Origin of the sequence: Actinoplanes sp. NPDC049681 (genome assembly GCF_044465265.1) — a bacterium.
Classification (GTDB): domain Bacteria; phylum Actinomycetota; class Actinomycetes; order Mycobacteriales; family Micromonosporaceae; genus Actinoplanes.
Genome location: NZ_JBITLP010000008.1, coordinates 85616 through 110270, shown reverse-complemented (window position 1 = coordinate 110270; position 24655 = coordinate 85616). Strand labels below are relative to the sequence as shown.

The 24655-nt window shown below is 73.1% G+C and carries 20 protein-coding genes; 15 read left to right on the top strand and 5 right to left on the bottom strand.

Annotated elements, in window-relative coordinates; all coding sequences use genetic code 11:
• Positions 1-12: 12 nt before the first annotated feature.
• Positions 13-777, bottom strand: a complete 765-nt coding sequence (locus tag ACIBO8_RS28080) for a calcium-binding protein (RefSeq protein ID WP_396118324.1) — start codon at positions 775-777, stop codon at positions 13-15.
• A 270-nt stretch (positions 778-1047) separates the two neighbouring features.
• Between ACIBO8_RS28080 and ACIBO8_RS28075 the strand changes: the two genes are divergently transcribed.
• Together ACIBO8_RS28075 and ACIBO8_RS28070 are read left to right on the top strand one after the other, a co-directional pair.
• Positions 1048-1476: an RrF2 family transcriptional regulator gene (locus ACIBO8_RS28075; protein WP_396118323.1), complete on the top strand. Its 429-nt coding sequence runs from the start codon at positions 1048-1050 to the stop codon at positions 1474-1476.
• Positions 1477-1504: 28 nt separating this feature from the next.
• Positions 1505-2716 carry a globin domain-containing protein gene (locus ACIBO8_RS28070; protein WP_396118322.1) on the top strand — a complete coding sequence of 404 codons (1212 nt, stop codon included), beginning with the start codon at positions 1505-1507 and terminating at the stop codon, positions 2714-2716.
• Positions 2717-2726: 10 nt separating this feature from the next.
• Here ACIBO8_RS28070 and ACIBO8_RS28065 read toward each other — a convergent pair whose 3' ends face one another.
• Positions 2727-3566, bottom strand: a complete 840-nt coding sequence (locus ACIBO8_RS28065) for a patatin-like phospholipase family protein (protein WP_396118320.1) — start codon at positions 3564-3566, stop codon at positions 2727-2729.
• Between the two features lie 109 nt (positions 3567-3675).
• On the opposite strand from ACIBO8_RS28065, the gene ACIBO8_RS28060 reads away from it, so the two are divergent.
• From ACIBO8_RS28060 to ACIBO8_RS28030, 7 genes are all read left to right on the top strand, one after another.
• Entirely contained in the window at positions 3676-5940 is a 2265-nt protein-coding gene (locus tag ACIBO8_RS28060; protein ID WP_396118319.1) for a putative bifunctional diguanylate cyclase/phosphodiesterase, read from the top strand.
• Between the two features lie 50 nt (positions 5941-5990).
• The gene (locus ACIBO8_RS28055) at positions 5991-7076 is read left to right on the top strand and encodes an NYN domain-containing protein (protein WP_396118318.1); all 1086 of its coding nucleotides are present in this window, start codon (positions 5991-5993) and stop codon (positions 7074-7076) included.
• 4 nt (positions 7077-7080) lie between these two features.
• Positions 7081-8502, top strand: a complete 1422-nt coding sequence (locus tag ACIBO8_RS28050; protein WP_396118317.1) for a pyridoxal phosphate-dependent decarboxylase family protein — start codon at positions 7081-7083, stop codon at positions 8500-8502.
• A gap of 59 nt (positions 8503-8561) precedes the next feature.
• Positions 8562-10814: a putative bifunctional diguanylate cyclase/phosphodiesterase gene (locus ACIBO8_RS28045; protein WP_396118316.1), complete on the top strand. Its 2253-nt coding sequence runs from the start codon at positions 8562-8564 to the stop codon at positions 10812-10814.
• Positions 10815-10875: 61 nt separating this feature from the next.
• Positions 10876-11589 carry a DUF309 domain-containing protein gene (locus ACIBO8_RS28040; RefSeq protein ID WP_396118315.1) on the top strand — a complete coding sequence of 238 codons (714 nt, stop codon included), beginning with the start codon at positions 10876-10878 and terminating at the stop codon, positions 11587-11589.
• 58 nt (positions 11590-11647) lie between these two features.
• A complete protein-coding gene (locus tag ACIBO8_RS28035) occupies positions 11648-12220 on the top strand; it encodes a hypothetical protein (RefSeq protein ID WP_396118314.1) in 573 nt (190 codons plus the stop codon).
• A 70-nt stretch (positions 12221-12290) separates the two neighbouring features.
• Complete coding sequence (locus tag ACIBO8_RS28030) at positions 12291-13397, top strand: globin domain-containing protein (RefSeq protein ID WP_396118313.1); 1107 nt, start codon at positions 12291-12293, stop codon at positions 13395-13397.
• 57 nt (positions 13398-13454) lie between these two features.
• Here ACIBO8_RS28030 and ACIBO8_RS28025 read toward each other — a convergent pair whose 3' ends face one another.
• A complete protein-coding gene (locus tag ACIBO8_RS28025) occupies positions 13455-16400 on the bottom strand; it encodes a hypothetical protein (RefSeq protein ID WP_396118312.1) in 2946 nt (981 codons plus the stop codon).
• Positions 16401-16480: 80 nt separating this feature from the next.
• Between ACIBO8_RS28025 and ACIBO8_RS28020 the strand changes: the two genes are divergently transcribed.
• A complete protein-coding gene (locus ACIBO8_RS28020) occupies positions 16481-17365 on the top strand; it encodes an LLM class F420-dependent oxidoreductase (RefSeq protein WP_396118311.1) in 885 nt (294 codons plus the stop codon).
• Positions 17366-17369: 4 nt separating this feature from the next.
• Here the strand turns inward: ACIBO8_RS28020 and ACIBO8_RS28015 are convergent, their stop codons facing one another.
• Complete coding sequence (locus ACIBO8_RS28015) at positions 17370-18548, bottom strand: acyltransferase (RefSeq protein WP_396118310.1); 1179 nt, start codon at positions 18546-18548, stop codon at positions 17370-17372.
• A 177-nt stretch (positions 18549-18725) separates the two neighbouring features.
• On the opposite strand from ACIBO8_RS28015, the gene ACIBO8_RS28010 reads away from it, so the two are divergent.
• The 5 genes from ACIBO8_RS28010 to ACIBO8_RS27990 all read left to right on the top strand — a co-directional run bounded on the left by ACIBO8_RS28010 (position 18726) and on the right by ACIBO8_RS27990 (position 23801).
• The gene (locus ACIBO8_RS28010) at positions 18726-19406 is read left to right on the top strand and encodes a hypothetical protein (RefSeq protein WP_396118309.1); all 681 of its coding nucleotides are present in this window, start codon (positions 18726-18728) and stop codon (positions 19404-19406) included.
• Between the two features lie 66 nt (positions 19407-19472).
• The gene (locus ACIBO8_RS28005) at positions 19473-20645 is read left to right on the top strand and encodes a monooxygenase (protein ID WP_396118308.1); all 1173 of its coding nucleotides are present in this window, start codon (positions 19473-19475) and stop codon (positions 20643-20645) included.
• A 155-nt stretch (positions 20646-20800) separates the two neighbouring features.
• Complete coding sequence (locus ACIBO8_RS28000) at positions 20801-21130, top strand: hypothetical protein (RefSeq protein ID WP_396118307.1); 330 nt, start codon at positions 20801-20803, stop codon at positions 21128-21130.
• Positions 21127-22806, top strand: coding sequence for a serine/threonine-protein kinase (locus ACIBO8_RS27995; protein WP_396118306.1), 1680 nt, complete (start codon positions 21127-21129; stop codon positions 22804-22806). Before ACIBO8_RS28000 ends, ACIBO8_RS27995 begins: the two co-directional genes overlap by 4 nt.
• Before the next feature lie 248 nt (positions 22807-23054).
• Entirely contained in the window at positions 23055-23801 is a 747-nt protein-coding gene (locus ACIBO8_RS27990) for an ATP-binding protein (RefSeq protein ID WP_396118305.1), read from the top strand.
• Positions 23802-23825: 24 nt separating this feature from the next.
• Here ACIBO8_RS27990 and ACIBO8_RS27985 read toward each other — a convergent pair whose 3' ends face one another.
• Positions 23826-24623 (bottom strand): LuxR C-terminal-related transcriptional regulator, encoded by a 798-nt coding sequence (locus ACIBO8_RS27985; RefSeq protein ID WP_396118304.1) that lies wholly within the window; start codon positions 24621-24623, stop codon positions 23826-23828.
• Between the last annotated feature and the right edge of the window lie 32 nt (positions 24624-24655).

Sequence of the window (24655 nt, the reverse complement as noted above, 5' to 3'; positions counted from 1 at the left end):
CGCCTCCTCGTCTCACGGGCAGCCGGCGACGTTGTCGCCGGGGTCTGCGCTACAGGTGTCCGTGCCGCTGCCACCGTCCACGTAGTCGTTGCCGAACACGCCGTCCTGCGCGTAGATCGCATCGTTGCCGGCGTCGCCGCCGACGTAGTCGTTGCCTGTGCCGGCGTACAGCTGGTCGTTGCCGGAGGCGCCGTTGATCACGTCGTTGCCCGCACCGCCGTCGGCCACGTCGTTCTGCGGTCCGCCGTCGATGGAGTCGTTGCCCGCGCCGCCGGACAGGCCGTTGGCCCCCGTGCCGCCGCTGAGGGTGTCGTTACCGTTGCCGCCGGAGAGGAAGTCCCCGCCGTCGTCACCCTCGAGCGTGTCGTTGGCGGAGCCGCCGAAGAGCGCGTCGTCACCCGCTCCCCCGATCAGGGTCACCCCGGGGGTCGCCAGGTAGGAGTGGACCTCGTCGTTCTGGTCGCCCGCGTACACGACGAACTCCGTGAGCCCGGCTGCCGGGCAGCTGATCTCGCCGGGCGAGACGGACGTGCATCCCCCGTACGGGACGAGGCCGTCCCCGGTGTCATCGATGTGGATGGTGGTCCCGGACTGCCAGGCGGAGATGGTGTTCGCACGCCCGACGCCCGCGGTGACCGTGATGACGGTTCCCGACTTGACGACCAGGGTGGAAGCCAGCCGCGCGGGCCCGGCGGCCGCGGCGGCACCGGATACGCCGAAGACCGTGACGAGCACCGTGCCCAGCGGCACGGCGACCCGTGGCAATACCTTTCCCATCGTGCGCTCCTCTCGATTGAGAGCTCACCGGCAAACTCGGATGCCGAATAGGGGAAAGATCCTGAGCGCGCGCGCCGCAAAGGACCGTGACGCGAGAAGTATGCCAACTCTTCCAAGACCCATATAAGGGCCCGGAACAGATCCAAAGTGAACTTTTGTTTTCGAAATTTGCCGCTCCGAAATAGGAACGCCCTCAGCCGTGTCCCGGTCCACAGTGACCCTCGCCATAAACAGGAGTCCCAGAGTCTTCTTTTCCGTAGGGTCGTCCACATGCGACTCAGCCGCGCCACGGATATCGGGCTGCGCATCCTGATGGTGAGTGCCACCCGCGACGACCGGCTGACCGTCGACGAGCTGGCCGAGTCCCTGGCCGTGCCTCGCCACCACCTCGCCAAGGTGGTGCAACGGCTGCAGCGGCTCGGCCTGCTCGACACCGTGCGCGGCCGCGCCGGCGGCGTCCGCCTGGCACCGGCCGCCCTGGCCGCTTCGGTCGGCCGCGTCGTCCGCGACCTCGAGGGCGACGCCGAGGTGGTCGACTGTGACGGCGAGCCCGGGTGCCCGCTCAGCGGCGGCTGCCGGCTGCGCGGGGCGTTGCGTCGCGCCCAGGAGGCGTTCTACGCCGCCCTGGACCCCATCACGGTCGGCGACCTCGCCGCACCACCGGCCCGGCAGATTCTGCTCAGCCTCGGCCGTCGCTGACCTCCACCACCTCTCCCCTGGAGGAACCATGCTGTCCGCAACCAGCGCCCCGGTGATCGAAGCGACGCTGCCGGTCGTCGGCGAACACCTCGACGCGATAACCGGGGTCTTCTACGACACCATGCTGGGCGAGAACCCCGGCCTGCTCGACCTGTTCAGCCGCAGCGGGCAGGCGACCGGCGAGCAGCGCGGCGCGCTCGCCGGGGCGGTGGCCGCGTTCGCGTCCCACCTCGTCGGCGCCGGCCCGGACCCGGCCGTGTTCGGCCACATCGTCGAGCGCATCGCCCAGCGCCACTGCGCCCTCGGCGTACGGCCGGAGCAGTACGCGATGGTCGGCCGGTACCTGCTCGGCGCGGTCCGCATGGTGCTCGGCGACGCCGTCACCCCGGCCGTCGCGGCCGCCTGGGACGAGGTGTACTGGCTGTTCGCCGCCCGGCTGATCGGTCGCGAGGCCCGCCTCTACGCCGAAGCCGGAGTCAACGACGACCCTTGGCTCGAGGTCGCGGTAGTGAGCCGGGTCACCGAGGCATGCGACACGGTGTCGTTCGTGCTGGTTCCGACGGACGGCGGGCCGGCGCCGGTCTTCCGGCCCGGGCAGTACGTCACCGTCGCCGCCGACCTGCCCGGCCAGGGCCGCCAGCTGCGCCAGTACTCGCTGTCACAGGCCCCGGCGGGCGGCACGCTGCGCATCACCGTACGGCGGGTGCGGGGCTCCGGCGGGGCACCGGACGGCGTGGTCTCCGGCTTCCTGCACGACCACGTGCACGCCGGGGACCAGCTGCGGATCAGCCGGCCGTACGGCGACCTGGTGCTCCGCGACACCGACGCCCCGCTCGTCCTGATCAGCGCCGGGGTGGGGATCACGCCGATGGTGGCGATGCTGGAACACGTCGCGCGCACCCGGCCGACCCGCGAGGTCACCGCCGTGCACGCCGATCGCAGCCCGGACCGGCACCCGCTGCGCGCCGACGTCCGCATCCACGGCTCGCGCCTGCGCACCTTCCACGACCTCGTCTGGTACGAGCAGCCGGCCGGCGCGGCGGACGCGTACGCGGGCCGGCCCGACCCGGATCTCATCCCGCTGCACCCGGACGCCGAGGCGTACCTCTGCGGGCCGGTCCCGTTCATGCAGATGATCCGTGCCGGCCTGCAGCGCCGGGGCCTGCCCGACGAGCGGATCCGCTACGAGGTGTTCGGCTCCGAGCAGTGGCGCCCCGCCCCGCGGCCCGTACCCGCCTGATCCGCCCGGCTCAGGGCTCCGGCGTGGCGGCCACTCGATGCTCCCAGTCGCGCCGGGCGGCGGCCGTCGCGACCATGGACTGCAGAAGCGGCACCGCCTGCTCGGCTGCCGCCCGGCCCGCGTCCTCGAACTCGGTGATGCGCGACAGCTCCCAGAACGCGTACTCGTCCACCGTCGGCGTCAGCGTGAGGTCGGCGTCGTCACCCAGCCGCCCCGCGCCGCCGGGCTGCAGGGTGCTGACGGCGACCATGATGTGCAGCAGCGTCGTGGGCGGCCGGCGGGGCAGCGGGCCCGAGACGTCCACCGCCACGACGATGTCGGCGCCCAGCTCGCGGGCGAGGCGGGCGGGCACCATGTCGACCAGACTGCCGTCGACCAGCAGCCGGCCGTCGCGCTCCACCGGCGGGAAGACGCCCGGGATGGCCGCGCTGGCCAGCACGGCGGTGGACACCGGCCCGTCGCGCAGCACCACCCGGTCGCCGGTGCACAGCTCGCAGGCGACCGCGGCGAAGGGCCGGTCGAGCGCGTCGAAGTCCCGGCCGCCGAGCAGCCCGTCGAGGAAGGTGCCGAGGCGGGCGGTGTCGAACAGGGCCTTGCGGGTACGCGCCGGCCGCACGAGCCGGGACCACCGCAGCGCCTGAGCCACCTTGCTGATCTCGGACGGGCTGGTGCCCGCGGCGTAGAGCGCGCCGATCAGGGCACCGGCGCTGGTCCCGGTGATCACGGCGGGTTCCAGGCCGGCCCGGTCCAGCACGTCGAGCACCCCGACGTGGGCGGCTCCCCGCACCGCACCGCCGCCGAGGGCGAGCCCGATGCGTACCGGCACGTCGTCAGAGGGCTGCGCAGACATCCCGCCAGGATGCCAGCGGCGCGCCCGCACGACCAGCCGGCCCCGGTTGCGCTGCTCTTGCTGCCGCCCCGCAACGCAACGGCACCCGGGCTCCCGTACACCTGGACCAATGACCCGACAGACGTCTCCTCGGCCGTGGCGGGCCGCGCACCGCTGCTACCTCCTCGTCGGGACGCTGGTCCTGGTGGGTGGCGCGCTGCTCGACCCGATCATCCGGAACTGGCTGTACGTCGGGGTCGCCGCCTCGGTCATCGTCGCGGTGGTCGCCGGCGTACGCCGGCACCGGCCGGTCTGGCCGCTGCCGTGGTGGCTGGTGATCGCCGCCATCGCCATGTCGCTGCTGGCCAACTTCTTCTGGGCCATGGCGATGACCCCCACGGGTGCGCCCCGGTTCCCGTCGATGGGCGACGTCTGCTACGCGACCATGCTGCCGTTGGTGGCCTGGAGCAACTACCGGTGGGTGCGGCCCCAGGAACGCCGCAGCGCCGCGGTCGACATGGGGATCGTGGCGCTGGGCGGTGGCGCCGTGCTCTGGACGCTCGTGGTGGCGCCGATGCTGTTCGACGGTCGGTTCTCGGGCCTCCGTCTCGGCAGCTACCTCTGCTACGTGGCGGTCGACCTGGTGATCCTGGTGTCCACCGCACGCGTGGTCGTGGTCTCGCGGGTACGGACCCCGGCGTACCGGCTGATGGTCGGCGCGGCCGGGCTGCTCGTGCTCACCGACACCGTCAACTACACCCTGCTCGTGAACGGCGCGTCCGCGGACCGGCTGACCGCGCTCGGCTGGCTCGGGTCGTACCTGCTGATCGGCGCCGCCGCGCTGCACCCCTCGATGGCCCGCAGCACCGGTACGGTCCCCGGCAACCCCTCCCCCGCCTCCCGTCGGCGGCTCGCCACATACGTGTCCCTGACGGCGGCCATCACCGGACTGGGTGTGGCCAGCCTCCTCGCCGTCGTGCCCGGCACCGATGCCGTGCGCCTGCTGGTGCTGGAGGTGCTGGGCGGCACGATGTCGGTGTTCCTGGTGGTCCGGCTCTCCCAGCTGGCCGGCCTGCTCAACCGCCGGGCCCGCGTCGACGAGCTCACCGGGCTCGGCAACCGGGTCGTGCTGCAGGAGCAGCTGTGCCGCGCGGGTGCCCGGGACCGCACCCTGCTCGTGGCCGACCTGGACGGCTTCCGCGACTTCAACGACACCTTCGGGCACCAGGCCGGCGACGCCGTCCTGATCGAGACCGGCCAGCGGATCCGCGCGGCGGTCCCCAGCGGCGCGACGGTGGTGCGGCTGGGCGCCGACGAGTTCGCCGTGCTGGCCGACGAGGCCGACGGCGAGCGCCTCGGCCGGCTGATCCTCGACGCCGTGCGGGAGCCGTACCGGCTGCGCGGTCTCAGCACCCCGCGGTTCACCGCCGGGATCGGGGTGATGACGCTCGAGGCCGGGCGCGCCCACCCGCACGGCCTGCGCGACGCCGACCTGGCGCTCAGCGGTGCCCGGGCGCAGGGCGGCGGCATGGTCGCCGTCTTCGACCCGGCCGTGCACGCGGAGCGGCTGGCGAACACCGCGCTGGTCGCGCAGCTGCCGGAGGCTCTGGCCGCGGGCGAGTTCAGCATGCACTACCAGCCCATCGTCGACCTGGCCGGCGGCCGGGTCGCCGCCGCGGAGGCGCTGCTGCGCTGGACCCGCCCGGACGGTACCCGCATCGGCCCCGACCGGTTCATCCCCCTCGCCGAGCAGAGCGGCTCCATCGTCGCCCTCGGGGACTGGGTCCTCGCCACGGTCTGCGCCGACCTGCGCCGGCTGTGGACCGAGCACCAGGTTCCCGTGACGGTCAACGTCTCCGCGCACCAGCTGCGCGACCCGCTGTTCTCCGCCCGCCTGCTGGCCCTGCTCGACCGCCACGGCGTGCCGGGCCGCGCGCTCATCGTCGAGATCACCGAGACCGTGCTGATGACCTCGATCACCGACGCGGCCAGTGCGGTCGCGCAGCTGCAGGAACTGCGCGCGAGCGGCGTACGGATCGCGATCGACGACTTCGGCACCGGCTACTCGTCCCTGGCGTACCTGCGGGAGCTGCCCGTGGACATCCTGAAGATGGACGGCTCGTTCACGGCCCGGCAGATCGAGAGCGGCACACCGCGCGACGTGGCCTTCGTCCGGACGATCCTGGACCTGAGCCGGAGCCTGGAGCTGCGCACCGTGGCCGAGGCGGTGGAGACCGCCACCCAGGCGGAACGGCTGCGCGCGCTCGGGTGCGACCTCGCACAGGGCTACCACTTCGCCCGGCCCGCGCCGGTCGCGGAGTTGCACGCGATGCTGCGGGAGCAGGGTCGGGCCGAGGCCGGCCGGTCGAAGAAGGCCGACTTGCGGATCTCGTAGTCGCCGCCGGCCCCGGGCTTCACCATCCTGCCTCGCGTACGCTGGCCGGCGTGGATCAAGAAGAGCGGATCGCCCTGTTCCTCGACTACGAGAATCTGGCGATCGGCGCCCGTGAGCACCTCGGCGGCATGACGTTCGACCTGCGCCCGGTCACCGATGCGCTCGCCGAGCGGGGCCGGGTCGTGGTGCGGCGGGCGTACGCGGACTGGTCGTACTTCGACGAGGACCGCCGGATGCTGACCCGCTCGCACGTGGAGCTCATCGACATGCCGCAGCGCATGGGCGCCTCCCGCAAGAACGCCGCCGACATCAAGATGGTCGTGGACGCGCTGGTGCTCGCGTTCGAGCGGGACTACATCTCCACGTTCGTGCTCTGCACCGGCGACAGCGACTTCACGCCCCTGGTCCACAAGCTGCGGGAGCTCAACAAGCGCGTGATCGGCGTCGGGGTCGAGCGGACCACGTCCGCGATGCTGCCCCCGGCCTGCGACGAGTTCCTCTACTACGACCGCCTCGACGGCGTCGAGGCACCGCCGGAGCGGGCCCGGCGCGGCCGCACCGTCCCTTCGCCGGAGCCGGCCGCGCCGCCGGTCGTGCCGGAGCCGGAGGCCGAGCCGCAGCCCGCCGCGGAGGCGCCCGCCCGGGACATGGACGCCCTCACCGCTCTGGTGGCGCAGACCGTGGCGGGTCTGCAGCGCAGCTCCGGCGGCGCGGTGACCTCCTCCACGCTCAAGCGGACCCTGCTGCGCAAGGACCCCACCTTCAACGAGGCCGACTGGGGGTTCCGCGCCTTCGGCGAGCTGCTGCGCCACCTCGCCGAGCACAACGTGGTGGAGCTCAGCGACCGCACGGCCAAGGGCGACCCCGAGGTGACGCTCCCGGAGCACGGCGACCGGGAGACGGCCTTCGCCCTGCTGCGCGCGGTCGTCGTCGACCTGGCCGGGCGCGACGGGCCGGTGCCGCTGTCCGGCCTCAAGAACCAGCTCCGCAAGGTGGCGCCAGACTTCAGCGAGCGCAAACTCGGCTACCGCAGCTTCCTGCAGTTCTGCAAGGCGGCGGCGACCGGCGGCGCGGTGGCCCTCGCGTGGAGCCCGGACGCCGACGACTACCTGATCAGCGCCCCGGTGGAAAGCTGAGGGGATGACCGATCCCCTCGCCGAGCGGGACCTGGCGGCCGACGCTCTGCGCCGGGTGACCGCGGCCGCCGGCCCCTATCTCGACTCCCTGGCCGATCGCAAGGTCTACGACGACGGGGCAGCGGAGCTGCTCACCGCGCTCGGCGGTGCCCTTCCGGAGCACGGCCTGGGCACCGTCGCGGCCGTCGAGCGGCTGATCGCCACCGGCACCGCCGCCGCAACGGCCTCGTCCGGTCCCCGGTTCTTCCACTTCGTCACCGGCGGAGCCACCCCAGCGGCGCTCGCCGCGGACTGGACGGCGTCGCTGCTGGACCAGAACAGCTTCGCGCGGGCGTCGTCGGCCTTCGGCACCGAGGTCGAGGCGGTCGTGCTGGACTGGCTCCGGGCGCTGGCCGGGCTGCCGGCCGGCTGGGGCGGTGCCCTGGTGGCCGGCGCGACCTTCGCCAACTTCACCTCGCTCGGGTGCGCCACGCACTGGTGGGGCGAGCGGCTCGGCGCCGATCCCGTACGGGACGGGCTCGCCGGCCTGCCCCGGATGCCGGTGCTGTCCGGGGGTTACGTGCACGCCAGCGCCCGTAAGGCGCTGCAGATGCTCGGCCACGGCCGCGACGCGGTGGAGGTGTTCGCCGCGGACGGGGTCGGGCGCGTCGACCTGGACGCCATGGCGCGACGGCTGGACGCGCTCGGCGACGCCCCGGCAGTGATCATCGCGAACGCCGGGGAGGTCAACGCCGGCGACTTCGACCCGCTCGAGGCGCTCGCCGACCTGGCCCGCGACCACGGGGCCTGGCTGCACGTGGACGGCGCGTTCGGGCTCTTCGCGGCGCTGTCGCCGCGCTCGTCGCACCTGACGCGGGGCATCGAGCGGGCGGACTCGATCGCCGCGGACGCCCACAAGTGGCTCAACGTCCCGTACGAAAGCGGGTTCGCGCTCATCCGCGAGCCCCAGCGGCTCGGTTCGGCCTTCGGCATGCCGGGCGCCGCCTATCTGCCCGGGCCGCAGGACCCCGGTGGCGGCTACGGACTGTACGGGCCGGAGTCGTCGCGCCGAGCCCGCGCGCTGCCGATCTGGGCCACGCTGGCCGCCTACGGGCGCGACGGATACCGGGCGATGGTGGAGCGCCACCTCGACCTCGCGCGGCACCTGGCCCGGCGGGTGGACGAGGCCGATGACCTGGAACGGCTGGCGGACGTCCCGCTCTGCATCGTGTGTTTCCGCGTACGCCCGCCCGGCGTGCCGGAGAGCGAGCTCGACGGCCTGAACCGCCGGGTCGGCGCGGCGCTGCTGGCGGACGGCCGGGTCTTCGCCGGCACCACCGTGTACGACGGGCGCGTCGCGCTGCGCCCGGCGATCGTGAACTGGCGTACCACCGAGGCCGATATCGACCTTTTCGTCCGGGTCGTCCGGGAGCTGGCCGCCGCATGACCGGTTTCCTGCACGGTGCAGGCTCCTCATGTTCCGCGCCAGGGCGCCGATAGCAGATCGTGCGGCATGGGCGGTGGTGGTGGCTGTGGCTGGCGGCGGGAGCGCTGGCCACGGGCGGCTACTACCTGCTGCCCGCCGACAGCTTCGCCCGCAATCTGAGCTACAACGTCGTCGGACTCCTCTCCGGTCTGCTCATCCTGGGCGCCGTACGGGTGCACCGGCCCGAGCGCCCGGCCATGTGGTACTGGTTCGCCGGCGGGCAGCTGGTGTGGGTCGCCGGCGACGTCGTCTACGAGTACTACGAGTACGTGCTGCACCAGGAGCCGTACCCGTCGCCGGCGGACGCGTTCTACCTGAGCGCGTACCCGATGCTCCTGGTGGGTTTGATCCTGCTCGTGCGCAGCGGCGGCGGGCGCGACAAGGCCGCCCTGGTCGACGCCGCCACCGTGGCCGTCGGGCTCGGCCTGGTCTTCTGGATCTTCGTCATCGAGCCGGTCGCCGGGGACTCCAGCGTTTCGGCGCTGGAACGGTTCGTCAGCGTGGCCTATCCGGCAGCCGACGCGGCCCTGCTGGCCCTGCTCGCCCGCCTCTACTTCGGTGCCGCCGAGCGTACGGCCGGCACCCGCCTGCTCCTGACCGCCGTGATCCTGCTCCTCGTCGGGGACGTGGGCTTCTCGGTGGTGAGCCTCTACTCCGACGCCGACGGCACCGCGTTCGACGCCGCATTCCTGATGTCGTACGTCTCCTGGGCCGCCGCCGCGCTGCACCCGTCGATGCGATCTGCCGGCACCGGCACCGCCGACCGGGCCGCCGTGCGCGTCGGCGCCCCGCGCGTCGTGCTGCTGCTGGTCAGCTCGCTGCTCGGGCCGGCGCTGCTGCTCGTGCCCGCGATCGGCGGCAACGTCCTGGACCGCGCCCTCATCGCCATCGGCGCGATCATCCTGTTCCTGCTGGTGCTGCTGCGCATGCTCGGCTTCGTCGGGCAGGTGCAGCAGCAGGCCGGTCAGCTCGAGCACCTGGCCATGCACGACGACCTGACCCGGCTCGCCAACCGGCGCCGTTTCGAGCAGGTCCTCGGCGCCGAGCTGGCCCGCGGGCGGCCGTACGTGGCGTTGCTCGACCTCGACGGGTTCAAGCGCGTCAACGACCAGCTCGGACCCTCCGTCGGCGACCAGCTGCTCATCGCCGTGGCCGACCGCCTGACCGCCACCGTCGGCCGTGACACCCTGGTGGCGCGCATGGGCGGCGACGAGTTCGCGGTGCTGATCACCGACGCCGACGCGGGGGCCGCGAGCGACGTCGTGCGCCGCATCACGACCGCCCTGCACGAGCCCCTGCGCAGCGGCGGCCACGAGCTGCTGGTCAGCGCCGGCATCGGCCTCACCGACGGCGCCGGCGGCGCCGACGCGATGGAGATGCTGCGCCGCGCCGACCTCGCCATGTACGCGGCCAAGGACGGCCGTGAGCCGTTCCGCTGGTACGTGCCCGAGCTCGACCGCCAGGCGGGCGAGGAGGCGCAGCTCGGCGCCGAGCTGCGCACCGCCCTGGACACCGGGCAGTTCCGGCTCGTCTACCAGCCCATCGTCGAGCTGCCGCAGGGGCGGATCGTCGCCGTCGAGACCCTGGTCCGCTGGGAGCACCCCGAGCGCGGCGTGGTCGGGCCGGTGGACTTCATCCCGGCCGCCGAACGCAACGGGCTGATCGTCGAGCTGGGTGCCTGGATCCTGCGCGAGGCCTGCCGGCAGGCGGCCCGCTGGAGCGCCGAGCTGGGCGCCGACGCGCCGGAGCGGATCAGCGTCAACGCCTCCGCCCGCCAGCTCGCCCACCGCGGCTTCTCGGCCATGGTCGCCGAGGCGCTGCGCGACAGCGGCCTGCCCGCCGGCCGGCTCACCGTCGAGGTCACGGAGACCGCGGTGTTCGAGGGCGGCCAGGCGATCGAGGCGCTGCACGACCTGCGGGCCCTCGGCGTACGGATCGCGCTCGACGACTTCGGCACCGGCCACTCGTCGCTCGGCCTGCTGCAGACCGTGCCGGTCGACGTGCTGAAGGTGGACAAGAGCTTCGTCGACACGATCACCATGGCGGGGCGGCACGCCGTCATCGCCACCGCGCTGATCCAGGTCGCCAACGGGCTCGGACTGACCGCCGTCGCGGAGGGTGTCGAGACCCGCGAGCAGGCGGCCGAGCTGGAACGCCTGGGGTACCGGCTGGCGCAGGGCTACCACTTCGGCAGGCCGGTGGCCGAGCCGGACTTCCGCGGCTCCCGTCGGGCCCACCCCGTCGCCGGGCCCACCGCCGCCGGCGCGGTCTGACACCGCCCGGCGGTACCCCGCGCCTCGCGCGGTGCCGCGCCCGGCGGGGCAGAATCGGGTCATGGCCACCACCGCACCGGGCCGGGAAGCCGGCGACCACGACTCACGCGACCGCGACGCGGCGGGCCGTCCCCGCAACGCCCGCCCCCGCGACGGCCTGGGCCGTCCCCTGCCGCACGGCATGACCGGCGTGCCGACGACCCCCGACGACATCGCCCTGCCGCCGGCCGAGTCGCTGTGCGAGGCCCAGCGCCTGCTGGCGGCGGGACGCCCCTTCCACGCCCACGAGGTGCTGGAGGCGGCGTGGAAGGCGGCCGGCGAGCCCGAGCGCGACCTCTGGCAGGGCCTGGCTCAGCTCGCCGTGGGGCTCACCCACGCCCGGCGGGGCAATTCCGTCGGCGCGGCCCGCCTGCTGCGGCGCGCGGCCGACCGGATCGAGCCGTACGCCACCAGCCCTCCGCACGGCGTGCCGGTCGGTCGGCTCACCGCGTGGGCCCGGGCGACGGCCGACCGGGTGGCCGACGGCTCGTTGCTCACCGAGGAGGACGCGAACCCGGACCTGATCGGCCGCCCCGCGCCCGGGTCGTCGCCGCTGCAGCTGCTGCGCCGCTGGGAGGACTCCGGCGCGACCTGGCGGGTCCTCGGCCGCTCACCCGGGTCGGTCGTGGTGGCCCTGCTCAGCTGCGACGCCGGCGAGGAGGTCGACCGGCTGCACGCCACCGACCCGGAGGTGCTCGACTACATCGGCTCCCGGGACCGCAGCGACGCGACCTGACGGTTTCCACACATCTGCCCGCGATCCTGCCTCGAGGCACACGAGGCAGAGAGGCACGATGATGGTCCGGAAACGCACGGCGGGAAGCCTGCTGGTGGCGGTGGCGATGCTCGTGGCGGTGCAGGCGTGCTCGTCGACGAAGGACTCGGCCGGCGGGGAACGGCAGGTGGCGACCCTCGTCAGCACCGGCGCCACCCCCGCGGCCTCCGCGTCGGCGGCGGCGAACCGGCCCCGGGAACGCCTGGACACCACACCGGAGGAGTTCGAGGCGATGCTCGGGCCGTACAACACCTGCCTGCGCGAGCACGGCGCGAAGCCCAAAGAGGACTGGCGCGGCGATCACCGTCCGACCGGGTCCGAGGTGGACAAGCTGGAGGCGGCCGACCGGATCTGCCAGCCGCTGTACTACCCGCTGCCCCCGTGGGAGAAGGACCCGTCCAACCCCGAGGCGAAGGACTTCGCCCGGGACGTCGTCACGTGCCTCAAGGGCAAGGGTGTGAAGTACGTCGAGGTCGGCGACAACGGCACCGACATCATGCTGGGCGGGGAGCAGAACGACCGCAGGTCCATCACGAAGGGCATGGACCTCATGCCCTCCTGCGAGCAGGACGTCGCCGCGCACCGCAAATGACCCGGCGCCGGCCCGCCGAGTCGCACCGCGTGTGCGACCGGCGGGGCCGGGTGCTCACGACCCTGATCACATGGCCAGTCTGTCCACCACGTTGAAGGAGAGCTGGGCGCTCGTCGAGGACCGCCAGGACCGCGTGGCCGCTCATTTCTACGCCCGCATGTTCCTGTCCTACCCCCAGCTGCGCGACCTGTTCCCGGTGCAGATGGACATCCAGCGGCACCGCCTGCTCGGTGCCATCGTGGCGACGGTCCAGCTGGTCGACGACCCCGGGCACCTCGACGAGTACCTGCGCGCCCTCGGCCGCGACCACCGTAAGTTCCACGTCACCCCGGAGCACTACGCCCAGGTCAAGGCGGCCCTGCTCGACGCGATCCGGACCCACGCCGGCGAGGCCTGGAACAGCCTGTACGAGCAGGCGTGGAACGACGTCTACGACCTGGTCGCCGGCAAGATGATCGCCGGGGCGGCGGAGGACGACGGCCCGCCGTACTGGCACGCCGAGGTCCTCACCCACGAGCGGCGCGGTACCGACGTCGCGGTGTTCACCTGCCGCCCCCTGCACCCGCTGCGGTTCCGGGCCGGCCAGTACGTCAGCATCGAGACGGCGTACCAGCCGCGGCTGTGGCGCACGTACTCGATGGCGAACCGCCCCCGCGACGACGGCGTGCTGGAGTTCCACGTCCGCTCCACCGGCGGCTGGGTCTCCAGCGCCCTCGTCCGCCGGCTCAAGCCCGGCGACATGCTGCGCCTGGGCGCCCCGATGGGGTCGATGACGCTGGACGCCACCTCGCGCCGCGACGTCGTCCTGGTCACGGGCGGCACCGGGCTCGCCCCGGTCAAGGCGCTGCTCGACGAGCTCACCTGCTACAACCGCACCCGCTGGGTGCACCTGTTCCGCGGCGAACGCCACGGCGACGCCTTCTACGACAAGGAACCTCTCGACCGCATCGCCGAACGCCACCCGTGGCTCACCATCGTCCGCGCGGTCAGCGACGAACCCGACTACCCCGGGGAACGCGGCGCGATCCCCGACGTGCTGTCGCGGCACGGCCCGTGGCGCAACCACGACTTCTACGTGGCCGGCTCGGGGCCGATGGTCTCGGCGACCCTGCGGCGCCTCACCGAGATGCAGATCCCGTCCACCCGCATCAAGTACGACGCCTTCGCCGATGCGTGACGGGACGCGGCGTGCTCCCCGGCGACCTCGATGACGTCGGGCAGCCGCTGCATGACGTCAGTGCAGCGGACCCGGCTGCCGGAGGGAACCGTCGGCGTTCAGGCCGTACGTCCGCAAGCTCCGGACGTGCTCCTCGCCGACGGTGCCCTGGACGTGCAGCAGCTCGCACAGCCGATCGGCCGCACCCGGGGTGCCGGCGCGGACCTCCAGGCGCAGCTCCTCGGTGCGGCCCTGCTTGCCGAGCAGGGCGGCCAGCCGGTAGTGGGTGCTCCCGTCGGGCGAGGACCGGATCCGGTCGATCGCCTCGTCGACGCGGCCCTGCTCGACCAGCAGGTCGATGAGCTGGTCGCCGTCCGGCCAGCTCTTGAGCAGTAGCTCGACGGCCTCGTCCGCTCGCCCGTGAGCGGCCAGCAGACGGGCGACCTCACTGGAGGCCAGCGGGTCACCGCCCGCAGCCCTGGCCCGTTGGAGCTCGAGGAATTCTTCCACCCGCCCCTGCTTCTCGAGATCGCGCACGAGACGGCTGATGGCGTAGCCGTCGGCCGCATCCGGGCGTGCCCGCAGAACGGTCAGGACCTCCGGAATGTCGTCGTCGCGGGCGAGCAGTCCGATGAGCCGGTCCACCGCGTCCGGATGCCCTGCCGGCAACAGGCTCCACAGGTATCTCGCCGCCTGCGCAGCCGAGCCGTCTTTCATCAGCATGTCGGCGCGGACGATGGCCGCCGGGCCGTCCCCGGCGGCCGCTCGCGCCTCGAGCTCGGCCGTCCTCCCCTGGTCAGCCAGCAGACGTGCCAGCCGCTGCGCCGCCGACGGATCGCCCGCGGCTGCGCGGGCGGTGAGTTCGGTCTCCCGGCCCTGTTCGGCCAGCAGGTCGGCCAGCCGGGGCGCCGCCCATTCGTCGCCGCCGGCGGCGCGGGCGACGAGTTCGTCCTCGCGCTTCAGCTCGGCGAGCAGGTCGGCCAGGAGCTCCTGCGCCTCCGAACAGGCCCGCCTGCGGTCCGCGGCGTAATCGGAGGTGTCCCACGGCTTCAATTCCGATTCCGCGTTGGCGACCGGACGCAGCACCTGCACCGCCTCCTCGGACCTGCCGCGTTCCTGCAGGAGCTCAGCGAGGTACAGCGCTGACCAGTGGTCATCGGTGGCGATCCGACGTCGCAGAGACTCCTCCCACTCCTCGAGCCGGGCCTGTCGCCGCAGTTCTTCCTGCAGGAGGCACACTTCGTAATTGCCGATCACCTCTATGGCGCTGCGCCACAGCGGGACGAGCTCATGGAGCCTGCCTGCTTCCTCGTACCGGTAGGTCAGGTCCTCGCACGCGCTCTTGTTGCCGGCGGCCACGGCAGCGCGGAGGACTTCGAGCGCCTCCTCCGCCCGGCCGCCCTCCTCGAGGAGAAACACCAGCTCGTCGGCGGCGCCCTCGTCGCCGGCCTCCGCGGCGGGACGGAGGGCCGCGATGACCTCGTCGAGGCCGTCCTCCCTGTCGAGCAGGTGCGCGAGTCTCGTTGCCGCCTCACCGTGGGCGGCAGCCGCATGGGGCCGCAGGAGCCTCACCGCTTCTTCCGCCGGCAGGAGCCAGGCCACGGCTACGGCGGCGTCCACGTCGCCGTCGACAGCCCGCGCTCGAAGTTCGCCTATGTCGCCGTGGAGCTGGAGGTGGCTGACAAGACTGCCGGCGAAGACGCGGTCACCCGCGTCCGCCTGCTCGCGGTAGAAGGTCAGCAGGTCGCTGCGGCGGCCCTGTTCCCGCAGCAGGTTGGCGTAATCGTGGCGGGCGATCATGTCACCGTTGGCCACGAGCCAGCGATAGAGCGGTTCCGCGTAGCCGAAGAGCATCCGGTTCCGGGCGCTTCGCACCAGGCGGCTGCCGTCGCCGACGTCGCCGACGTGCTTCACGAGCGCTTCCCAGCACGCCGCCGGAACCATCGCGGTGCGCCGGCTGGTGCGGCCGTGCTGCAGCAGGTAGTCCGCGCAGAGGTAGCCCGCCACCTCGCCCATGGCGTCGCCGGCGACCGGGGTGAGGGCGGATGCGGCGCCGTGCAGCGGCGTCGTGGCGTAGGCGACGGCCCGCTCGAGCCAGTCGCCCGGCGCCGTGGCGCGCTCGATGCGATCGAGGTAACCGGGTGCGGCGTCGGCGAGGAATCGGGTGGTCAGTGTGCTCTCCATGCCCAGACGGCGTGCGTCCACGGCGGCCGTGATGACGGCCCGGGCGTACGGCTCCGGCGCCTGCTCCCACCAGCGCACGAGCTCGGGCCCGGCGGCCAGGACCTGCGTGAGCCCGGCGTCACGACTCTCCAGCGCCAGCCGGACCCGGCCGTCTGTCAGGGCGACCTGCCGGGCCCGCTCCCGCTCCGCCCGGGTAAAAGAACCGTCCACCGTGAACACGGACGCCGACGCCAGCAGCTTGGCATCAGGGGCATCTTGCCGGGCTATCCGGGCGCCGTACTCGTCGGGCCACATCGTTCCCACGACCACCTGGCCGGCGCGCATCAGCGCTCGTACGGTTCCCGGGTCCAGGCCGTCACCGCTGCGGAGGTAGCGTTGCAGCTCGTCCAGCCAGATCACCGCGGGAACGTGCGGTGACGGGGTCAGGCGGCGTATCTCGCCGGGGTCGGCGGGATGCACCAGCCACCGGTGCGGGAACTCGGCCAGCACCGCCTCGTACAGCGTCCGCGTCTTGCCGACCGAGGAGCCTCCGACCAGCAGGACGAAGGCCCCTTGATCAGCGCCGCGGCGCAGGGCGGTTCGCAGGTCGGCGTCGACGTCACGCTCGATGTACGCCGGCACCTCGCCCTCCGTCCCGGGGCATCGGATGGCGGCGTGAACGCCCAGGTCCCGCGGCCGGGCCTCGCTGACGCTCACCGCACCCGGCGGCCGGGGTGCGCAGGCCCGTTCGTGGGCGGCGAGCCATCGCTCGGCCTCGTGCGGCGGGACTTCGCACACCGCCAGGTAGGTGCGCAGCTCGGGCTCCCCCGGGAAGGAGCCCTTCTCGTTCGCGATCGGCACGCTCCATGGTGGCATCCCGCGGCGCACGCCATGGACGTCGTCGACCGGCCGGGTGACACATGATCGGGTACGTTGCCGACATGAGTGTGCGCTTCGGAGTGTTCGTGCCGCAGGGCTGGAAGATGGACCTGGTCGAGATCGCCGACCCGGTCGAGCAGTACGAGGCCATGACCGCCGTGGCCCGGGCCGCCGACGCCGGCCCCTGGGACTCGGTATGGGTCTACGACCACTTCCACACCGTTCCCGAGCCGACGCTCAACACCGTCTTCGAGTGCTGGACCGTGACGTCGACGCTGGCCCGGGACACGAGCCGGGTCAACATCGGGCAGATGGTGGGCTGCAACGGCTACCGGCAGCCCTCCCTCTACGCCAAGATCGCCTCGACCGTGGACGTGGCCAGCCACGGACGGCTCTACGCCGGGCTCGGCGCCGGCTGGTACGAGCACGAGTGGAAGGCGTACGGCTACGAGTGGAAGGACGTGCCGCAGCGGATGGGCGAGTTCCGTGAGGCCGTCGAGATCGTGCACAGGATGTGGACCGAGGAGCAGCCGGTCTTCTCCGGCCGGCACTACGCGATCGACAAGCCGATCAACGAGCCGAAGGGCGTCCGCAAGCCGCACCCGTCGTTCTGGCTCGGCGGCGGCGGCGAGAAGGTCACCCTCAAGCTCGTCGCCCAGTACGCGGACGCCTGCAACGTGGGCGGCGGCGATCCGGAGCTCATCCGCCACAAGCTGGGCGTGCTGCGCGGCCACTGCGACGCCCTGGGGCGCGACTACGACCGGATCATCAAGTCCACCGGGCTGGAGCTCGACCTGAACGCCTCGACCGCGGACACGATCGGGCGCATCGAGCGGATCGCCGAAGCGGGCGCCGACTACGTGATCGTGTACGTGCCCCGGGTCGCGTACGACCACGAGCCGATGCTGCGCTTCGCCGAGGAGGTCATCCCCCGGTTCGCCGGCTGACCGTTCAGGCGGCGGCGCCGACCCGCGGGCCGCGGTCCACCCGGTCGGGCATCCGCCCGGCGGCGTGGCGGGGCTCCCGGACCGGCCACGGGCGCAGCCGGGGCCGGCGGCGGGCCGCCAGGTCCTCGACCCAGCCGAGGCCGAGCACCGCGACGGTCAGCAGCGACAGGGCGATGCAGGTGAAGCCGAGGTAGATCAGCGCGCCCGGGCGGATGTCCCAGAGCTCGAAGCGGTCCCCGATGATGATCGCGACCGTGATCACGACGTTGTGCCAGAGGTAGATGGTCACGGCCCGGTTGTTCAGGGCGGACACCGCCCGCTGCAGCAGCGGCACCCGGGCGAGCCAGGCCATCCCGGGGTTCAGGCGCAGCAGCGCCAGCACGAAGCCCATCGAGTAGAGCGCGTGCGCCAGCGGGAAGGGCACGAGGTCGAGCCCGCCGGGTCCCGGGTGATCCACGACCCAGCCGAGCCCGAGCGCGGCACAGCCGGTGGCCACCCCGGCGACGACGACCGGGTGGATCCGGCGCAGGTCGCCGTCGCGGTGCGCGAACCCCAGCAGCCAGCACGGGAGGAACGTGAGGACGTACCCGGCGGTCTGCACCGCGTTGTTGCCGTCGGCGATGTGCCGGCTGTGCAGCAGCGCAAGGAGGACCAGCGGCAAAGCGATCGTCAGGAGCCGTTGCCGCCGGTAGAGCCGCAGCAGAAGCGGCGACAGCAGCACCAGCCACAGGTACGTGGCCAGGTACCAGAGCACGCCCGCGCCCTCCGCGCCGACGTCACCGAGCCCGTGGCTGGCCGGGGGTGTGGCCAGCGGAAGCAGCCACAGCAGGAAGGCGGGCCAGGCCGGCCGGTGCCCCCAGCCGGCCACGAGCATCAGCGGCACGAGGACGGCGGCCATCACCCACAGAGCCGGCAGCAGGCGCCGGAGCCGGCCGCGGACGACGGTCGGCACCGCGGACCGGTCGAGCGACCTCGCCATGAGGGAACCGGCCAGTGCGAACATCACGCCCATGGATGGGAAAAGTAGGGCGAGGACGGCGTAATGGAAGGCGTGGTACGCCACGACCCGGACGATGGCCAATGCACGCAGAGTGTCGAAATAACGATCCCGGGCGGGCGCTCTGGCGCTCGTCACGTCCACCACCAGCGACTCCTGCACATTCGGGACCGATACAAACGTCACACACAGTAGCGGATCATGGCGACCGGACCGTGAGCCGATCGGGTGGAAGAGCTGCCTTTCCGGCCAACCGGACGCCCACATCAGGGCTCCCACCAGGGACGCTTGCGCTCGGTGGCGACGGCGGCCACGCTAGGTGTGGCGTTGGTCATAGGCCCCGGGCGTACGCGGGAGGCCGCGATGGTGGAGGCAACAGCGGCTCGCCGCACCGGCCTGCTGCACCGGATGCTCGTGGTCCGCCGGCTGGAACAACGCCTCATGCGGGCGGTTCCGGTGGGCGACGAGGCGGTCGCCATCGGTCTGCTCAGCGTGCTCGGCCCGCAGGACGCCGTCGTCTCGGCGGGCGTCCGCCCGTGGCACGCGGTGGGTGCGGCTGCCCTGCTCTTCGGCGGCGACGTCACCAACGCCCCGGATCCGGCTGAGGCCGTCGCGGCGGCACGGCGTAAGGCCGGCGCCGGCGGGTGCCGCATCGTCGCCGTCTGCATACCCGGCGACGACCTGGCCGGTGCCACCCTCGCGCCGCCGGCATGCGCGGGGCTGCCCGTGCTGTTCTGCCGCGGCGAGCATCTCGTCGCGGCCGGCCGGTCCCCCGTCGTCAGCGTCCTGTCGGCCGACAGCGCCGACGTGGAGGCGATCGCGGGCGCCGCCGCCACGGAGGTCGGCGAGCTGCGCACCGGCGCCGGCCCTTGCCTGCTAGGGCTACGGGCCCCCGCCGCGGACGTCGATCCGGTGGAGCTGCTCGCCACCCGGATGCGCACCGACCATCAGCTCGACGACAACGCGCTGCGGGCGATCGGCCGGGCGGCGGCGGCCCGCGCCGAAGAAGTCCTCGAGCGGCTCGGCGCGACCCGGGCCCCTTGATCGGTGCCCGTATATCCGGGTTCCCCCGGATATACGCCCTGCGCCCTTCCGGCGAGGATTGCAGGCATGCGATCCCTACGCCCTTCCCTCGGTATCGCCACCGCCCTCGCCGCCGTGCTGCTCGCCGCGGCATGCGGCTCGACCACCTCCCCCGCGGAGGACCCCGGGGCCGCCGCCTCGCACGGCTCGCACGGCGCGACGTCGGCGGCACCCGCCAAGCCCCTGCGCCAGGGGGAACGCTTCGTCGACCTGGCGCTGCCGAAGCCGTACACCCCGTCGCCCCCGAACGGCGGCACGGACGAGTACAGGTGCTTCCTCGTCGACCCCGGCCTCACCAGCCCGGCGTACCTGACCGGCAGCCGCTTCCTCCCGCAGAACGCCGCCATCGTCCACCACGCGATCTTCTACCGGTTGAACCCCGAGCAGGCGAAGGCCGCCGCCCGGGTGGACGCGGGCACGCCCGGCGAGGGCTGGACCTGCTTCGGCGACAGCGGCGTGCAGGGCGAGACCGCGTGGGTCGCGCACTGGGTCCCGGGAGCCGGCGAGACGCTGATGCCCGACGGCTTCGGCTTCGCCATGCCGCCCGGCAGCAAGCTCGTCATGCAGGTGCACTACAACCTGCTGGGCGCCGGCGAGGGCACTCCCGGGTCGGACCAGTCCGGCATCCGCATGCGCATCGCGGACGGCGGGACGGCGCTGAAGCCACTGAAGACCGCGCTGGCGATGGCGCCGATCGAGCTGCCGTGCGAACCGGGCGCGAAGGGACCGCTCTGCGACCGCAAGACCGCCGTCGCCGACGTCGGCAAGCGCTTCGGCGCCGACTCCGCCGAGCTGGTCTCGGGCCTCAACGAGATGTGCCACCACGGCGCCGCCCCGGTCCCGGGCCCGACGCAGCACTGCGACCAGCCGATCCGCGAGGCCGGGACCATCTACATGGCGGCCGGCCACATGCACCTGCTGGGCCGCTCGATCAAGCTCGAGCTCAACCCGGGTACGCCGCGGGCGCAGACGATCATCGACGTGCCCCGGTACGACTTCGACAACCAGGCGCTCGTGCCGCTGGCGAAGCCGATCAGCGTTGCCGCCGGGGACGTCGTCCGGGTCACCTGCACCCACGACGCCACGCTGCGCGGGCAGCTGCCCCAGCTCAAGACGCTGCCGCCGCGCTACGTCGTGTGGGGCGACGGCACCAGCGACGAGATGTGCCTCGGCATCATGGTCTTCGCCCCGAAGTCCTGACGCCCGTCATCCGACAGAGATCTCGACCCGGCGGTTCACCGCCGGGTCGAGGGTGTTCGGGCTGGGTCTCGCCGCGTCCCGTGTGGGTGGCGCGCAGGCCCGGGTAGGTTCGCCCGAAGTAGGCGGCGACCTGAACGGCATAGCGTTGCGAGAGCGTGGCGTTCGAGCCGGCCGGGCGTGATGCGCGTCGCCACCGGCTCCGACAGCGTTCCCTCCGCAGCGACCTCGACCACCCGTACGGCGTCGCCACCGCCGAGGGGCGCCAGGTGACGACGGAGTCGACCCGGGTCGACAGGGTGCGCGAGGGCGGCCGGCTGCGTGCGGGCGCCCGGGTCAGCGAGGATGGCCCCCGTGACCGCGGTCGCCGGGGGCGGGCCGCACCGCTCGTCCACAGTGAGCGTGAGCCGGGTGCCCGCGACCGTACGCCGGATCCGCGCCCCGCGCCCGAGTCCGGCGGCCCGGAATTCCTGGCGTCGGAGGCATGACAGAGCACAGGGAACGCACCGATGGTGCCCGTACCCTGCGGTGGCTCGTGCGGGTGGTGAACGCGGCCGCCGGCGTCGACGTCTTCGTCGGCGCGGGGTTCGGCATCGTCACGCCGGCCTGTGCCACGGTCCTTCGTCGCCGGCCACTACCGGTGCCGGGCCGGGCGCGGGTAGGGTGCCGGGCGGCAGGTCGCACGGCGTGGGAGGGAGTCGAGATGGCCATGCCGCTGGGCCCCGGCGACCCGCGCCGGCTCGGCTCCTACGTGCTGCAGGCCCGGCTGGGCGAGGGTGGCATGGGGACGGTGTTCCTCGGCCGCTCCCCCGGCAACCGCCGGGTCGCCGTCAAGACGGTCCGCCCGGAGTACGCCGGCGACCCCGAGTACCGGGGCCGTTTCCGCAGCGAGGTGCACCGGGCCCAGCAGGTGCCGCCGTTCTCCACCGCGGAGGTCCTCGACGCCGACCCGGACCACGATCCGCCGTACCTCGTCGTCGAGTACGTCGACGGTCCCAGCCTCGCCGAGGTCGTCGCGCAGCGCGGCCCGCTCGGCGGCACGGCCCTGCACAGCGTCGCGGTCGGCACCGCGGCAGCTCTGACCGCCATCCACCGCACCGGCGTGATCCATCGCGACCTGAAGCCCGAGAACGTCCTGCTGCCCCGGGGCGGTGTCAAGGTCATCGACTTCGGCATCGCGCGGCCGCTCGAGGCGACCAGCCACCACACCGCCACCGATCAGATGGTCGGCACGGTCGCGTACATGGCCCCGGAGCGCTTCGGGGAGCACCCGGACGCCGGCTTCCCGGCGGATGTCTTCGCCTGGGGCGCCCTCGTCGCGTACGCCGCTACGGGCCGGACCCCGTTCCACGCCGGGAACCCGTCCGCCACCGCCGTACGGATTCTGACGCAGCCGCCGGACCTCGCCGGCGTGCCCGGACCTCTGCGCGACCTCGTGGCCCGGTGCCTCGCGAAGGATCCCGCCGACCGGCCGAGCGCCCGCCATCTCCTGGACGAGCTGGTGGTGCCCGGGTCGGACCGTGCGTACCTGCACGGCGTCGACGTCAGCGGGCCGGAGGCTCCGGAGGATCCGGAGGCGGTGAAGGACCGCGGCGGCCGGCGGCGGTTCGCCGTCGCCGCGGCCGCCGTCGTGCTCGCCGGGGCGGCGGTCCCGGCCGTCAGGACCCTGACCGCCGGTGAGCCCGATCGCGGTGCGGGCCCCGCCGCCGCGCCGGACGTCCTCGCGGGTGGACGGCGGGCGGTCATCCACTTCGCGGAGCTCGGCGAGGACATGTGGGTCTACCCGAACGGCGGCGAGGCGGAGACGACGGCCAGCGCCGACGCGGTGGGCGGTGAATCGCATTTCACGCTCGTGCCGTCCGGCAACGGTCATCAGATCAGGTGGCTGTCGGAGAAGTATCCGGGCCAGTGCCTCGGCGTGCACATCAACCCCGGCGCCGACGCGGTGCTCATGACCGCGTCCTGCCACCAGAGCCCGGCGACCGTCTTCTCGATCCGGCCCAGCGGCACCCGGGACCGTGCGGGCCGCCCGGCTTATCTGCTGGTCAATGAGGCCTACGGGGCGGTCGGAGTGTCCGGCAAGGACGACCGCGTCGTCGTGACCAGGACGACCGCCCCGCGGCGCCGCACGACGGTCAGCTTCGTCGATCGCGGCCCCGCCTGATCACCTCACGACGTGATGTAACACATAGGAAATCCGCCCTCGAATATTACAGACGGAATGGCATGTTGCGGTCCGAGAAACGATGGGAAAGTGGAATGACTTACGCGGCCGGCGAATCGCGATAGCACGGGGAACGGAGGGGCACGGCACGGCCGCGCCGACGGCCGAAGGTCGCGTACGACCCGAAAGGGCTGGCCATGGAAGCGCACCCTCCACACCTGACGGCGGCACCGATGCACGACGCAGCCATGACGATAACCGGCGATGCCGACCGCGAATCGATGGAACTGGCGGTGCACGGCCGCTGGAGTCCGCCGGTCGCCACCGAACTGCGAACCGGCATTCACAAGTGCCTGGCCGAACACCCGGCCGCTCTGCTCATCGACCTTCATGACCTCGGTGACCCACAGGGGCACAGCGCGCCGATGTGGCTCGCCGCCTACCACGCCGGCACGATCCCGGAGCCGCCCGTACGCCTGGCGCTGTGCGTACCGCCGGCGACCATGCTCGCCGGCCGGCTGCGGCGGATCGGGGTATCCCACTTCCTGCCGATGTACGCGAGCATGCCGGAGGCCCGTTCGGCGCTGGCCCGCAGCCTGCCCGTACCCGATCACCTGCAGCTGTTCCTACCCCCCGAGCCCGCGTCGGCCCGCCGCGCCGGCGTGCTGGTCGAGGAGGCCTGCGCGGCCTGGCACCTGACGCCGCTGGTGCACGCGGCCCGGACCATCATCTGCGAACTGGTCACGAATGCCGTCGAACACGCCGCCACGGGCATCCACGTGATGGTGTCGCGGCGCGGCACCGGCCTCTACGTTTCCGTCCGCGACGGCGACCCGCGGCTGCCCCGCCTGCCCGACACCCTGCCGGCCGGCACCGGGATGCCCGGAGAGGGAATGGGTCTGCGCATCGTGCACGCCGCTGCCAGCGCCTGGGGAGCCCGGTCGGTCGGCGGCGGCAAGGTCGTCTGGGCCACCGTACGCGCCTCTGCCCCGTGAGCGGCGGCCCGGGCCGCCGCGGCGTCAGGCGCGCGCCCTTGCCGTCCGCCGCGGCCCGGACCACGCCTGCGGTCCCGGGGCGGGCATCAAGCGGGCCGCCGTGGCCTTGTTGACGGCATCGATGCGCGAGACGGCGCCCAGTTTGGTGTAGACGTTCGTCAGGTGACGCTTCACCGTGCCCTCCGCGATCCGCAGCCGGGCGGCGATCTGCGCGTTGCTCAGCGCCAGCGCGGCCAGCTCCAGCACCTGCAGCTCGCGCCGGCTCAGCGGGTTGTCGGCCGGTACGGCCAGCCGCGTCGCGTTGTGGTGCGACACCACCAGCACGCTGTTCGCCTCCTGGCACACGGTATGGATCACGCCGACCAGCTCCTGGCGGCTGGCGGACCGGACCAGCACGGCGTGCGCGCCGGCCGCGAGCACCTCCTGGAGCAGGCGCAGGTCGTCGTCCATCGCCAGCACGACGATGCGGGTGTCCGGCGAGATCCGCCGGATGTGCCGCACGGTGGCGCACACGGGGTGGTCCGGCATCTTCACGTCGAGCAGGACCACCCGCGGCTGCCGGACGGCCACCGACTGGACCGCGGTCACGCTGTTGCCCGCCTGACCGACCACGCGCAGGTCCGGCTCGGCCGCGATGAACTCCACGAGCCCCTCCCGCAGCAGGGCATGGTCACCGGCGACCAGGACGTCGATCGCCGCACCGGCCGCGGGCGGGGTGGGGCGTGACGACCGCTGCCGGGGGGATCGCCGGACGCCGCCCCGGTTGCGGGCCGGTCCCGGCGAGACGAACGGGGCGTGCCCGTTCCTGTCGAGCTTGTGCATGACACCTCGCACATTCCGGTGTGGCAGCCGTC